Origin of the sequence: Denitrificimonas caeni DSM 24390, from assembly GCF_000421765.1 — a bacterium.
Lineage (GTDB): Bacteria > Pseudomonadota > Gammaproteobacteria > Pseudomonadales > Pseudomonadaceae > Denitrificimonas > Denitrificimonas caeni.
Genome location: NZ_ATXQ01000007.1, coordinates 148,223 through 161,385 on the forward strand (window position 1 = coordinate 148,223; position 13,163 = coordinate 161,385).

General features: G+C 48.5%; 11 protein-coding genes. 8 read left to right on the forward strand and 3 right to left on the reverse strand.

What is annotated here, in order from left to right; genetic code table 11:
• Nucleotides 1-117: 117 nt before the first annotated feature.
• The 3 genes from dsbD to dsbG are packed head-to-tail and all read left to right on the forward strand — an operon-like array spanning nt 118 to nt 3,433.
• Nucleotides 118-1,845, forward strand: coding sequence for a protein-disulfide reductase DsbD (gene dsbD, locus H591_RS0111070; RefSeq protein ID WP_022967028.1), 1,728 nt, complete (start codon nt 118-120; stop codon nt 1,843-1,845).
• Nucleotides 1,845-2,675, forward strand: coding sequence for a TlpA disulfide reductase family protein (locus H591_RS0111075; RefSeq protein WP_022967029.1), 831 nt, complete (start codon nt 1,845-1,847; stop codon nt 2,673-2,675). The genes dsbD and H591_RS0111075 overlap by 1 nt, the downstream gene beginning before the upstream one ends.
• A 2-nt stretch (nt 2,676-2,677) precedes the next feature.
• Nucleotides 2,678-3,433, forward strand: a complete 756-nt coding sequence (gene dsbG, locus H591_RS0111080) for a thiol:disulfide interchange protein DsbG (RefSeq protein WP_022967030.1) — start codon at nt 2,678-2,680, stop codon at nt 3,431-3,433.
• Between the two features lie 25 nt (nt 3,434-3,458).
• On the opposite strand, the gene trpA is transcribed toward dsbG, so the two are convergent.
• The gene (gene trpA, locus H591_RS0111085; RefSeq protein ID WP_022967031.1) at nt 3,459-4,268 is read right to left on the reverse strand and encodes a tryptophan synthase subunit alpha; all 810 of its coding nucleotides are present in this window, start codon (nt 4,266-4,268) and stop codon (nt 3,459-3,461) included.
• Nucleotides 4,265-5,476, reverse strand: coding sequence for a tryptophan synthase subunit beta (gene trpB, locus H591_RS0111090; protein ID WP_022967032.1), 1,212 nt, complete (start codon nt 5,474-5,476; stop codon nt 4,265-4,267). The genes trpA and trpB overlap by 4 nt, the downstream gene beginning before the upstream one ends.
• A 106-nt stretch (nt 5,477-5,582) precedes the next feature.
• On the opposite strand from trpB, the gene H591_RS0111095 reads away from it, so the two are divergent.
• The 4 genes from H591_RS0111095 (at nt 5,583) to H591_RS0111110 (ending at nt 10,845) form a co-directional block, all read left to right on the forward strand.
• Complete coding sequence (locus tag H591_RS0111095) at nt 5,583-6,473, forward strand: LysR family transcriptional regulator (RefSeq protein ID WP_022967033.1); 891 nt, start codon at nt 5,583-5,585, stop codon at nt 6,471-6,473.
• A 97-nt stretch (nt 6,474-6,570) separates the two neighbouring features.
• Nucleotides 6,571-6,840: a hypothetical protein gene (locus H591_RS0111100; protein ID WP_022967034.1), complete on the forward strand. Its 270-nt coding sequence runs from the start codon at nt 6,571-6,573 to the stop codon at nt 6,838-6,840.
• 185 nt (nt 6,841-7,025) lie between these two features.
• Entirely contained in the window at nt 7,026-8,831 is a 1,806-nt protein-coding gene (locus H591_RS0111105; protein WP_022967035.1) for a phenylacyl-CoA dehydrogenase, read from the forward strand.
• 235 nt (nt 8,832-9,066) lie between these two features.
• The gene (locus tag H591_RS0111110) at nt 9,067-10,845 is read left to right on the forward strand and encodes an acyl-CoA dehydrogenase C-terminal domain-containing protein (protein WP_022967036.1); all 1,779 of its coding nucleotides are present in this window, start codon (nt 9,067-9,069) and stop codon (nt 10,843-10,845) included.
• Between the two features lie 243 nt (nt 10,846-11,088).
• Here H591_RS0111110 and msrA read toward each other — a convergent pair whose 3' ends face one another.
• Nucleotides 11,089-11,724 (reverse strand): peptide-methionine (S)-S-oxide reductase MsrA, encoded by a 636-nt coding sequence (msrA, locus tag H591_RS15350; protein WP_084702678.1) that lies wholly within the window; start codon nt 11,722-11,724, stop codon nt 11,089-11,091.
• Between the two features lie 155 nt (nt 11,725-11,879).
• Here msrA and hemE point away from each other — a divergent pair, with 155 nt between their 5' ends.
• The gene (hemE, locus tag H591_RS0111120) at nt 11,880-12,947 is read left to right on the forward strand and encodes a uroporphyrinogen decarboxylase (protein ID WP_022967038.1); all 1,068 of its coding nucleotides are present in this window, start codon (nt 11,880-11,882) and stop codon (nt 12,945-12,947) included.
• The last annotated feature ends 216 nt before the right edge of the window (nt 12,948-13,163 follow it).

The following is a 13,163-nucleotide window of genomic DNA, read 5'->3' on the forward strand; positions in this document are numbered from 1 at the left end:
CCAATGGATTGACTGTAGCAAAAATTAGCCTACAACACTTTAAGTATAACGTAACTGTTAATGCTGTCTTAATTAAGCCCCTGCATAGTGCGGCTAAATTCAATAGGAAACACTCGTATGCGGTATTTTTTCATTGTCGTATTACTTTCATTCAGTAGTTTAAGTCAGGCGTTTATCAGTAATCAGCAGGATTTTTTACCGGTTGAAGAGGCCTTTCGCTTTGAGTTGATGGACGATGTTGAGCCTGCTGTTTTAGTCTGGCAGATTGCTCCTGAGCATTATTTGTATCGCGACAAGCTCGGCATTACCGATGCTAAAGGCAATCCTGTGCCGATTGACTACCCTGAAGGCATTGAGCACTCCGATGAGTTTTTTGGTGATACGCAGATTTATCGCCAATTACTACAACTGCCTCTAGATGCCTCTATAGCACAGCCTTTACAGGTCACTTGGCAAGGTTGTGCCGATGCCGGCTTGTGCTATCCACCACAGACCGCCAGTGTCGGCAGTGGCGCAGCAACAGACGAGATCACTGCAGCAACCTCAACAGGCCAAGTTTTAGCCGAAGACCAATCGATTGCTGAGCGCTTAGCCGACTCAGGTCTGTTATTGAACATTCTGGCCTTTTTTAGCATGGGCCTATTGCTTGCCTTCACGCCCTGCATGCTGCCGATGCTGCCGATTTTAACCAGCGTTATCAGTGGTTCTAAAAGTGGAGGCTGGCAGGGCGCTAGACTGGGTTTAGCCTTTATTCTACCTATGGCCTTAGTCTATGCAGCGCTCGGCGTGATAGCGGCCAACCTCGGCAGCAATCTCTCGGCAACACTGCAGCAACCTTGGTTGCTTATCCCCTTTGCCGGCATTTTTATCCTCTTAGCCTTAGCTCAGCTGGGCGTCTTTACCTTACAGTTACCGGCGTTTATCCGTGAGCGACTGCAGGGCGCTGACCAAAACATCAAAGGCGGCAGTTTAGTCGGCGCTGCGGGGCTCGGAGCATTATCAGCTTTATTGGTGGGTCCATGCATGACAGCGCCTTTGGCTGGAGCGCTGCTATATATTGCCCAAAGCGGTGATGCGGTTAGCGGTGGTTTGGCATTGTTCTCGCTAGGCTTAGGTAGTGGCTTACCTTTGTTACTGGCGATTACCATTGGTATGCGCTGGCTGCCTAAACCGGGTCACTGGATGCAAAGTGTTAACCGTGTGTTTGCTTACGCGTTATTCGCCACAGCAATTATTGTGCTGCGACCGATTTTAACTGGACCGGTCTTTTTAGCCCTCTGGGGCGCGTGGCTACTGGCGATTGCCTTAAGTGTCGGTAGCATTGAACGCGCTAACTGGCGCTTTTCCAGCCGTTACATTGCCTTACTCTTAGGGATTTGGAGTGGTGCGATGTTACTCGGTGCAGCAGCAGGCGGCGATGATCCATGGCAGCCGCTGAGCAATTTCGGCTTACAAGCCAGTGAGTTACCCAATCAGCACAGCATGCAACGCTTTGCCAATGTGCAGCAGTTGCAGGAACAACTCAAACAAGCAGAGCAGGACAATACATGGGTGCTCTTGGATTTTTACGCAGACTGGTGTGTCTCATGCAAAGTGATGGAAAAAACCGTCTTTGCACAAACACAGGTACAAGCCGCGTTGGCCGATTTCCGTTTACTGCAAGCTGATGTAACCTTGAATACGGCAGAGCAACAACAACTGATGCGCGATTTACAGATTATGGGGCCGCCGACTATTTTGTTTATCAACCCTCAGGGCTCAGAACAACGCACGCAACGCATCACCGGTGAAGTATCCGCAAGTGAGTTTTTACAACAGCTCAGCAGCGCACAAAAGGACAGTTGATGTTAAGTTTTAATTTAGGCCCTTTAGCCATTCCCATGGATTTAGCACTGCTCTACGCTGCATTTTTCATTGCTTGGCTAAGCGGTTGGTTGATCGGTAGAAAACGCGGCAGCAACCCTGAAGCAGCCTTATTTAACATGCTGTTGATCGGAGCCTTGGTGGCCCGCGCAGCATTTGTCTTGCAGTACTTCGAGCAGTACAGCAGCAACCTCTGGCAGATTATTGATATTCGTGACGGTGGTTTTTTATTGTTACCCGGCGTGATCGCTGCTGTTTTGGCAGGGATTTATAAAGCGTGGCGACAAGCGCCTTTACGTGTACCACTGGCCATTGGTGTCTGTATTGGTCTGATCGCTTGGGGCATTAGTTTTTCAGTGCTCAACGCTTTACAAAGCAGTCAAAAACTACCTGATTTAGCCGTTCGTGATATTGCTGGCGAGCCGGTCTTGCTGCAAGATCTGATTGGCAAACCTTTAGTCATCAATCTATGGGCAACTTGGTGTCCGCCATGTCGCCGAGAAATGCCCGTGCTTGCCGCCGCGCAAGCAGCCAATCCAGATATTCGCTTTGTCTTTGTTAACCAAGGTGAAGGCCAGCTCTTAGTAGAAAAGTTTTTAGCTCAACAACAACTCAGCTTAGACAATAACCTGCTCGACAGCGGAGGACGTCTCGGGCAAGCGGTAGGTTCATTATCATTACCCACCACATTGTTTTACAGTGCTGACGGAATGTTAAAAAACAATCATTTAGGTGAGTTATCGCAGGCCAGCTTAAAGCATGCATTACGTCATATCAGCACAGACAACCAGCACATTAATTTAGAGGAATAACCATGACATTTAACAAAATCTTACCGGCGCTGGCTCTGCTAACGCTACCCATCATGGCGCAAGCAGAGAAGTATCCTGCACCTGTAGAAGCGATGCGTGAGCGTGGCGTGGAAGTGCTAGAGCGCTTTGATGCGCCGAGCGGCTTGACCGGTTACACCGCTTTATTTAACGGCCGTCCTTTGGCGTTGTATGTAACTGAAGATGGTAAGCATGCGCTGATCGGCAGCTTGCTTAATGCCAAAGGTGAAGATTTAACCGGTGTGGTGTTAGAAGAAAAAGTCAGTCGTCCACAAAGTAAAGTGATGTGGGAAAAACTGAAAGACAGCAGCTGGATTGCTGATGGTTCGGATAAAGCAGAAACCATAGTGTATGTTTTTACCGATCCTAATTGCCCGTACTGCAAACGCTTCTGGAAAGATGCGCGCCCATGGATTGATGCAGGAAAAGTACAGTTGCGTCACGTGATGGTCGGCACACTGGGTGAAAGCAGCCAAAAGAAAGCAGCTTACTTGCTCAGCGCGAAAGATCCAAAGGCGGCTTTACTCGGCAACGAAAGCGGTAAAAAACCTGCGCAAGAAGCTAAAACCATTGCCGCTAAACAACGTCAACAATTGGATGATAACCAGCAGCTGATGGGCCTACTGGGCGCGACTGGTACACCTGCAATTTTATACCTTGATCCAACCGGTATGATGCAAATGCATCCAGGCGCTCCGCAGGGCGAACAGCTACTTGAGCTCTTCGGTCCGCGTCCTTAAGAAGCAACTAAAAATTCACTGTGCGCTAGTCACGCGCATGGTGAACACCATTGCCTAAAGCACGACACAGCGTTAATACCGCATCAACAGCATTATCTGGCGTGCTCGCGCTTTCAATCAAATCAACAAACGCAGAACCCACCACCGCGCCATCAGCTAAGCGAGCAATATTGGCCGCATGCTCAGGTGTACGAATACCGAAACCGATACACACCGGCAAATCAGTATGGCGACGCAAACGCGTTACCGCCTCTTCGATGTGCTCCATCGTCGCCGAATTACCACCGGTCACACCAGCAACTGAAACGTAATAGACAAAACCTGAGCTATTCTTGAGTACCGTCGGCAAACGCACATCATCAGTGGTTGGCGTAGTTAAACGAATAAAATCCAGACCTGCCGCTTGTGCAGGATCGCAAAACACTGAGTTATGCTCCGGCGGCAAATCAACAATGATCAAACCATCGACGCCAGCAGCCTTAGCATCTTCAATAAAACGCGGTACACCATAATGGTGAATCGGATTAAAGTAGCCCATCAGTACCACTGGCGTGTGCTGATTGTCTTCACGGAACTCGCGCACCATTTGCAAAGTTTTGGCTAAGGTTTGTCCGTTTTTTAACGAGCGAATATTGGCTAACTGAATCGCTGGGCCATCGGCCATTGGATCGGTAAAGGGCATACCCAATTCAATCACATCAGCGCCAGCCGCTGGTAAACCTTTAAAAATACGCATGGCCGTGGCGTAATCTGGATCTCCGGCAGTCACGAAAGTAACTAAAGCCGCGCGATTTTGTTTCTTCAGTTCGGCAAAGCAAGCTTGAATGCGGCTCATACTGACTGCTCCTGTTTCTCAAAGTGATGCATAACCGTTTGCATATCCTTGTCCCCACGACCGGATAAGTTCACCACCATTAAATGATCTTTGGGTAATTGCGGCGCACGTTTAAATACTTCAGCTAACGCATGGGCTGATTCAAGCGCAGGAATAATACCTTCCAACTTGCAGCACAAATGGAAAGCGGCCAGTGCTTCGTCATCTTTGGCAGAGGTGTACTCAACGCGGCCAACATCATGCAACCATGAATGCTCAGGACCAATACCTGGATAATCCAAACCTGCCGAAATCGAATGGGCATCAACAATTTGCCCATCATCATCTTGCAGCAAGTAGGTACGGTTGCCGTGTAACACACCAGGAGTGCCGCCTTGTAAACTGGCCGCATGTTCACCGGTCTCAATCCCATGTCCCGCGGCTTCTACACCAATAATTTTAACGCTGGCATCATCCAAGAATGGATGGAACAAACCTAAAGCGTTGGACCCACCACCAATACAAGCCACCAGACTATCCGGCAGGCGGCCTTCCTGAGCTTGCAACTGATCACGGGTTTCTTTACCAATCACTGCTTGGAAATCACGCACCATCGCTGGGTAGGGGTGCGGGCCGGCAACGGTACCAATCAAATAGTAGGTATCAGCAACGTTAGTGACCCAATCACGCAACGCCTCATTCATCGCATCTTTTAAGGTGCCAGTACCGGCCACCACAGGACGCACTTCCGCGCCGAGCAGCTTCATCCGAAAGACGTTGGCTTGCTGACGATCAATATCAGTGGTGCCCATATAAATCACGCACTGCAAACCAAAACGTGCCGCCACTGTGGCGGTAGCTACACCGTGCATGCCGGCACCGGTTTCAGCAATAATGCGTTTTTTACCCATGCGTCGAGCTAAAAGAATCTGGCCAATACAGTTATTAATCTTGTGCGCGCCAGTGTGATTCAGCTCTTCGCGCTTAAGATAAATTTTAGCGCCACCGCAATACTCGGTTAAGCGTTCAGCAAAATAGAGCGGGCTAGGGCGGCCGACATAATCACGCTGAAAATACGCCAACTCTTCGATAAAAGCCTGATCATCTTTAGCTTTTTCATATTCGCGGCCTAATTCAAGAATCAACGGCATCAATGTTTCAGCAACATATTGACCGCCAAAATCACCAAACAAACCATGCTCATCAGGGCTATTAAAAAAAGAACTCATGACCCACTCCCGAACTTAATAAGATATTTTCTATGCAGGCTAAACTACCTGATAGCCTTCACGACGAAAAGCGATATGATTGCAGCAATAGGTTAGGAAAACTCACATGTCTGATTCTTTTAACTTGCCGCCTTTAAATGCTTTAAAAGCATTTGAGGCCAGCGCACGCTTGCAAAGCATTACCTTGGCCGCAAAAGAGCTGCACGTCACCCATGGCGCTGTCAGCCGTCAAGTTAAGCAACTCGAAGAACACCTGGGTATCACTTTACTCAGTAAACATGGGCGTGGCATTAAACTCACCGATGCCGGCATGCGTCTCTACCAGTCAAGTCACGAGGCCTTCACGCAAATTCATCAGTCTTGCGTGGATATTAAGCGACAAACTCAACAAGCACCTTTTGTTTTAGCCTGTCCGGGCAGTCTGCTGGCGCGCTGGCTGATTCCACGCCTTGAACAATTGCAGCATGATTTACCTGACTTGCGCTTACAGGTGATTACTAATGCCGGCGATGACAATACTTTGCAACAATCCGACGCAGATGCCAGCTTGGTGTTTTTAGATCAAGCTTGCCCAGAGTCGATGCACGCCTACATATTAGACAATGAGCGTATCGGTCCAGTACTAAGCCCGCTTTATCAGCATGCAGAGACACTGCGTAGCGCCTCTGCAGCACAGCTCTTAGATGAACCCTTACTCTTTACCCACTCACGCCAGCAAGCTTGGCCACAGTGGGCTCAGGCGCAGCAGCTAGAGGCGTCTGCCTTAACCTATGCGCAAGGCTTTGAACATCTCTACTACTTGTTAGAGGCAGCTGTCTCTGGATTGGGCGTAGCCATTGCGCCAGAACATCTTGTGCGCAGTGACATTGCTAACGGACGCTTGATTGCACCTTGGGGTTTTGTTGAAACCTCCGCCAAGTTAATCTTATTAACGCGCAAAAACCAGCATACGCAACGCGCACAACAACTGGCGCAGTGGTTAATCAATAGCCTTTAATCAGCAACTCATAATCAGCAACTCAACACCGCCATTGGATTTGCTCTATACTGCAAGTGCAATCAACATCTCTTTATAGTCTGCTGCAGGAGGCATTATGCAAATCTCAGCAAACCTATTCTCAGCAGGATTATCTGCTATCAAAACAGGCCAAGAACAAATGGCCAACGCTGCACAAGCCATTGCTCAACCCAGTAGTAATGCAGCCAGTACGCCAGCGGCAACCACTGCGCCGGCTCTCGACATTGCTAATATAACTGAGCAACTCATGCAGCTCGAACAAGCCAAACAGATGAGTCAACTAGGCGCGCGGGTGCTTAGCACAGCGGATGAGTCACTTGGCACGCTGATTGATATTCAAGCTTAAACAAAAAAATCAAATAAACTCATCGAGCAGTGCTTGACAACATTAGGATAGATCCGTAACTTTCAAACAGTCGTTTGATTACTCTTCCGCATGCGCATCTAAATTCATTGCGCTGCTAGAAACAGATCTGCATACATTGCAGGTCCACTCAATAATAAAGGCTCCACTGTTAGAGGTTTATAGCTATGGCTGAATATAAAGCCCCCTTGCGTGATATCCGTTTTGTACGTGATGAATTGTTAGGCTACCCAGAACATTATGCAAACCTGCCTGGCTGTGAAGATGCAACGCCAGATATGGTCAGCGCGATCCTTGAAGAAGGTGCAAAGTTCTGTGAGAACGTTATTGCTCCACTGAACCGCGTTGGCGATACCGAAGGCTGCACATGGTCGCCTGAAGGTGTTAAAACCCCGACTGGCTTTAAAGAAGCTTACCAGCAGTACGTTGAAGGCGGCTGGCCAAGTCTTGCTCACGATGTTGAGCACGGCGGTCAGGGTCTACCTGAGTCACTGGGTATTTCTATCAGTGAAATGGTTGGTCAAGCGAACTGGTCATGGGGCATGTACCCAGGTCTGTCGCACGGTGCGATGAACACCTTGCACGCACACGGTACAGAAGAGCAGCAAGCCACCTACCTGAGCAAATTAGTATCAGGCGAGTGGACCGGCACCATGTGCTTAACAGAATCACATTGTGGTACTGACTTAGGCATGTTGCGCACTAAAGCAGAGCCACAAGCTGATGGTAGCTACGCTATCTCTGGTACCAAAATCTTTATTTCTGCTGGTGAACACGACTTAGTCGACAACATTGTTCACATCGTGATTGCCCGTATCGCTGGTGCTCCAGAAGGTACTAAAGGTATCTCACTGTTTATCGTACCTAAGTTCCTACCGAATGCTGAAGGCGGTGTTGGTGAGCGTAATGCTGTCCAGTGCGGTTCGATTGAACACAAAATGGGTATCCACGGTAACGCGACTTGCGTGATCAACTTTGATGGCGCTAAAGGCTTCTTGATTGGCCCAGAAAACAAAGGTCTGAACTGCATGTTCACCTTTATGAACACTGCACGTATCGGTACTGCACTACAAGGTTTAGCACACTCAGAAGTGGCTTTCCAGGGCGGTATTGAATATGCACGTGACCGTTTACAAATGCGTTCACTGACCGGTCCTAAAGCGCCTGAAAAAGCCGCTGACCCAATCATTGTGCACCCAGATGTACGCCGCATGCTGTTAACCATGAAAGCCTTCACCGAAGGTAACCGTGCGATGCTGTACTACGCAGCACAGCAAGTTGACGTGATGCAGCGCAGCAAAGACGAAGAAGAACGCAAAGCTGCCGATGGCATGCTGGCTTTCTTAACGCCAATTGCTAAAGCATTTATGACCGAAGTGGGTTTTGAATCAGCTAACCACGGCGTACAAATTTATGGTGGCCACGGTTACATCGCCGAGTGGGGCATGGAGCAAAACGTTCGCGACAGCCGAATTTCTTGCTTGTACGAAGGTACTACCGGTATTCAAGCATTGGACTTGCTAGGTCGTAAAATTCTTATGACCCAAGGCGAAGCACTAAAAGGCTTCACCAAAATTGTACACAAGTTCTGCAAAACCAACGAAACTAACGACGCCATTCAAGAGTTCGTTAAGCCATTGGCTGAGCTGAACAAAGAGTGGGGCGACATCACTATGAAAGTAGGGATGGCGGCTATGAAAGATCGTGAAGAAGTGGGTGCAGCATCGGTTGATTACCTAATGTACTCAGGCTATGCCTGCTTAGCTTACTTCTGGGCTGATATGGCGCGTGTTGCTGCTGAGAAATTGGCTGCAGGTACTGACGAAGAAGCGTTCTACAGAGCTAAACTGCAAACTGCACGCTTCTACTTTGCACGCATTTTGCCGCGTACCCGTACACACGTCGCAACCATGTTGTCAGGTGCAAGCAACTTGATGGATATGGCTGCAGACGATTTTGCACTGAGCTACTAAGCATTATCTTTTAATGCTGTAAAAAGACCCGCTGCGTGAAATGACCTAGACACTAGACTCAATTCATTCAGCGGGTTTTTTAATCAATCAAATAAAACCAACCAGTCACAAAAAGAGTTTATTGGTTTTAAAAGTTTATAATGTAAACTCAAAAACCTAACCGTTGCTTACCAACACATTGCCTTGCGTTGTGTAACTGCGCCGCTGAACGAGCGTTAATCAAGAGGAATGCCGCATGGCCGACTATAAAGCACCTTTACGTGATATGAGTTTTGTACTCAACGAAGTGTTCGAAGCGGGTAAGCTTTGGGCACAACTACCAGCCTTAGCAGAGACTGTTGATGATGAAACAGCAGCGGCTATCTTAGAAGAAGCTGGCAAAGTTGCTGCAGGTTCAATTGCGCCCACCAACCGCAGTGGCGACGAAGAAGGTTGCAGCTGGAATGATGGCGTCGTAACCACACCAGCAGGTTTTATCGAAGCCTATAACACCTATGCCGAAGGCGGTTGGGTTGGTGTCGGTGGTGATCCACAGTTTGGCGGCATGGGCATGCCAAAAATGATCACCGCGCAAATCGAAGAAATGATCAACTCGGCTAACCTGTCATTTGGTTTATACCCAATGCTGACCGCCGGTGCATGCTTATCAATTCATGCACATGCGAGCGAAGAACTGAAAGAAAAATACCTACCGAATATGTACGGCGGCACTTGGGCAGGCTCGATGTGCTTAACCGAACCGCATGCAGGTACTGACTTGGGCATGATCCGCACCAAAGCAGAACCACAAGCCGATGGCAGCTACAAAGTAACCGGTACGAAAATCTTTATTACCGGTGGCGAACATGATTTAACCGAAAACATCATCCACCTGGTACTGGCAAAACTGCCTGATGCGCCAGCCGGTGCCAAAGGTATTTCACTGTTTTTAGTACCTAAACTGATGGTTAATGATGATGGTTCACTCGGTGAGCGCAACAGCCTGTCATGCGGCTCAATTGAGCACAAAATGGGTATCAAAGGTTCCGCCACTTGCGTAATGAATTTTGATAACGCCACCGGTTACATCATTGATGCCCCAAACAAAGGTTTGGCCGCCATGTTCACTATGATGAACTACGAGCGTCTGGGCGTAGGTATCCAAGGTTTATCATTGGGTGAGCGTTCTTACCAGAGCGCCATTGAATACGCGAAAGACCGTATTCAAAGCCGTGCACCAACCGGACCAGTCGCACAAGACAAGCAAGCTGATCCAATCATTGTGCACCCAGACGTACGCCGCATGCTGTTAACCATGAAAGCCTTGAATGAAGGCGGTCGGGCGTTCTCTAGCTACGTAGCTATGCAGTTGGATATTGCTAAGTACAGCGAAGAAGCAGAAGCCAGTAAGCGCGCTGAAGAACTGGTGGCATTGCTTACACCGATTGCCAAAGCCTTCTTAACCGATGTCGGTTTAGAGTCGACCATTCACGGTCAACAAATCTTTGGTGGTCACGGTTTTATTCGTGAGTGGGGCCAAGAGCAGCTGATCCGCGATTGCCGTATCACGCAGATTTACGAAGGTACTAACGGTATCCAGTCGCTGGATTTAGCCGGTCGTAAAATTGTTGGTAATGGCGGCGCGTTCTACCAGCACTTCTCTAATGAAGTGAAAGCCTTTATCTCATCGGCGGATAGCAAGCTGGCTGAATTCACCACGCCACTTAAAGCTGCGATTGAAAACCTTGATGATTTAACCGCTTGGTTATTGGCTGAAGCGAAAAACAATCCAAATGAGATTGGCGCAGCATCGGTTGAATACCTGCAAGTCTTTGGTTACACCGCTTACGCTTACATGTGGGCATTAATGGCGCGTGCCGCACAAGGCAAAGAGCAAGAAGATGATTTCTATGCCAGCAAAATGGGCACCGCACGCTTCTTCTTTGCGCGTTTATTACCACGCACTCAGTCGCTGAGCAGCTCGGTTAAAGCCGGTAGCGAATCCTTGTACCTGCTGGATGCAGCACAGTTCTAACGCGTCATACTCTTAGACTGTCGCCAAACTGCGCAATGTAAGCATTTACTTACATTGCGCAGGGTCTTTCACCTGCTGTGTGATTGCCATCACTCAACTAGAATGGCCGCCAAGGATTTACGATGGATTGCATTTAACTATAATGGATAGATGGTTAAGGCCAAGCTGGCCAATTACAAGGATGTCAGGAGACAGTCTGCAAACCCCGCTCACGCGGGGTTTTTAATTTCTACCCCACTCAAATCAGTACAGCACACCAGTACCGCGCAGGCCGCAATAGCCATTCGGGTTCTGCACTAAATACTGCTGATGCATATCTTCTGCGTAATAAAACACCGGCGCCAAACTGATCTCGGTCGTAATCTGTCCACGTCCTGCTGCATCTAAACGGGCTTGGTAGTGGCGACAACTTTCTTCTGCCTGTTCAAGCTGCTGCTGATCCATGCAATAAATGGCTGATCGATACTGACTGCCCACATCATTACCTTGGCGCATGCCCTGAGTTGGATCATGCGCTTGCCAAAACACCTCTAACAGCTCAGCAAAACTCACTTGTGCAGGATCAAACACCACCAACACCGCCTCGGTATGCCCCGTCAAGCCACTGCACACATCTTGGTAATTTGGATTTTTGCTCTGCCCACCTGCATAGCCAACGGCAGTAACCCAGACTCCAACTTGCTGCCAGAAACGCCGCTCAGCGCCCCAAAAACAGCCCATCGCCAATAACGCATACTGATAGTTATCGGGGAAGGGTGGGTAAATATTGTGCTGTGACAATCGATGCAAAGCTTCTGCTGAAGTAACAGACAAGCCACCTGCAGCGACAAATTGTTGGTTATCTATGGTTGAATGATGCATTTCGAATTCCTCGTGCATATGCTTAAAAATACGCTATGCGCTAAACTAACAGCTTATGCAACACCCGTGTGCAGTTGATGCTAATCAAGCCAAGCGCACGGTCTATTTGTTGTACCGTGCCTTTTGTGCGCAAATTTGCGACAATAGCCTATTAATTTTTAATGGACGCTAATATGACTGCTCTGAAAAATGATCGTTTTCTCCGCGCCCTGCTCAAACAGCCGGTTGATGTCACGCCAGTGTGGATGATGCGTCAAGCGGGTCGTTACTTGCCTGAGTATAGAGCCAGCCGCGCCCGTGCCGGCGGTTTTATGGACTTATGCATGAACGCCGAGATCGCTTGCGAAGTTACTTTGCAGCCACTGGATCGCTATCCATTAGATGCTGCGATTCTTTTTTCAGATATCTTAACCATCCCAGATGCCATGGGCTTAGGGTTATATTTTGAAACAGGTGAGGGCCCTCGTTTTAGAAAAGTTGTCGATACAGCCGAAGCGATTGAAGCCTTACCTATTCCTGATCCAGAAAAGGATCTGGGTTATGTAATGAATGCGGTTCGTACCATTCGTAAAGAGCTGAATGGTCGCGTACCTTTGATTGGTTTCGCAGGCAGCCCTTGGACGCTGGCCACTTATATGGTCGAAGGCGGCTCATCAAAAGACTTCCGCAAAAGTAAAGCGTTGCTCTACGATGATCCAAAAGCGATGCACATGCTGCTGGATAAGCTAGCACAGTCGGTCACCAGCTACCTCAACGCGCAAATTCTTGCTGGCGCACAAGCCGTACAGATATTTGATAGCTGGGGCGGTAGCCTATCGTCAGCGGCTTACCAAGAGTTCTCACTGGCGTATATGCAGAAAATCGTCAACGGTCTAATCCGCGAGCATGAAGGCCGCCGTGTCCCAGTGATTCTATTCACTAAAGGTGGTGGTCTGTGGCTTGAGTCAATGGCTGCTACTGGCGTTGAAGCTCTAGGCTTAGACTGGACCTGTGATCTCGGTGTGGCACGTCAGCGTGTCGGTGACAAAGTTGCTCTACAGGGCAACATGGACCCTACAGTTCTGTATGCCAACCCAGCTGCGATTGAAAAAGAAGTCGGCCGTATCCTAGAAAGTTACGGGAATGGCCCAGGTCATATCTTTAACCTTGGCCACGGCATCACTCCAGAAGTGAAACCAGAGAATGCTGGCGCATTTATCAATGCGGTGCATGATTTGTCTGCCAAGTATCACCAAGATTAATCCTTCTAACCTATAAATAATTAAGGCCGCTTTTGCGGCCTTAATTATTTTAGAAAACTTATCCACAGTTCGTTTTTATCGCTCAATCGAGCCCTGCATACCCTGTTCAAATATCCAACTATTGTGCAAAAAGTTTAATAGGTTTGCCTCTATGGCAAATACTGTTATTACTGTCTAAGTTATCATTGCTTGAAATAATGCAAAGCATTACCAAGC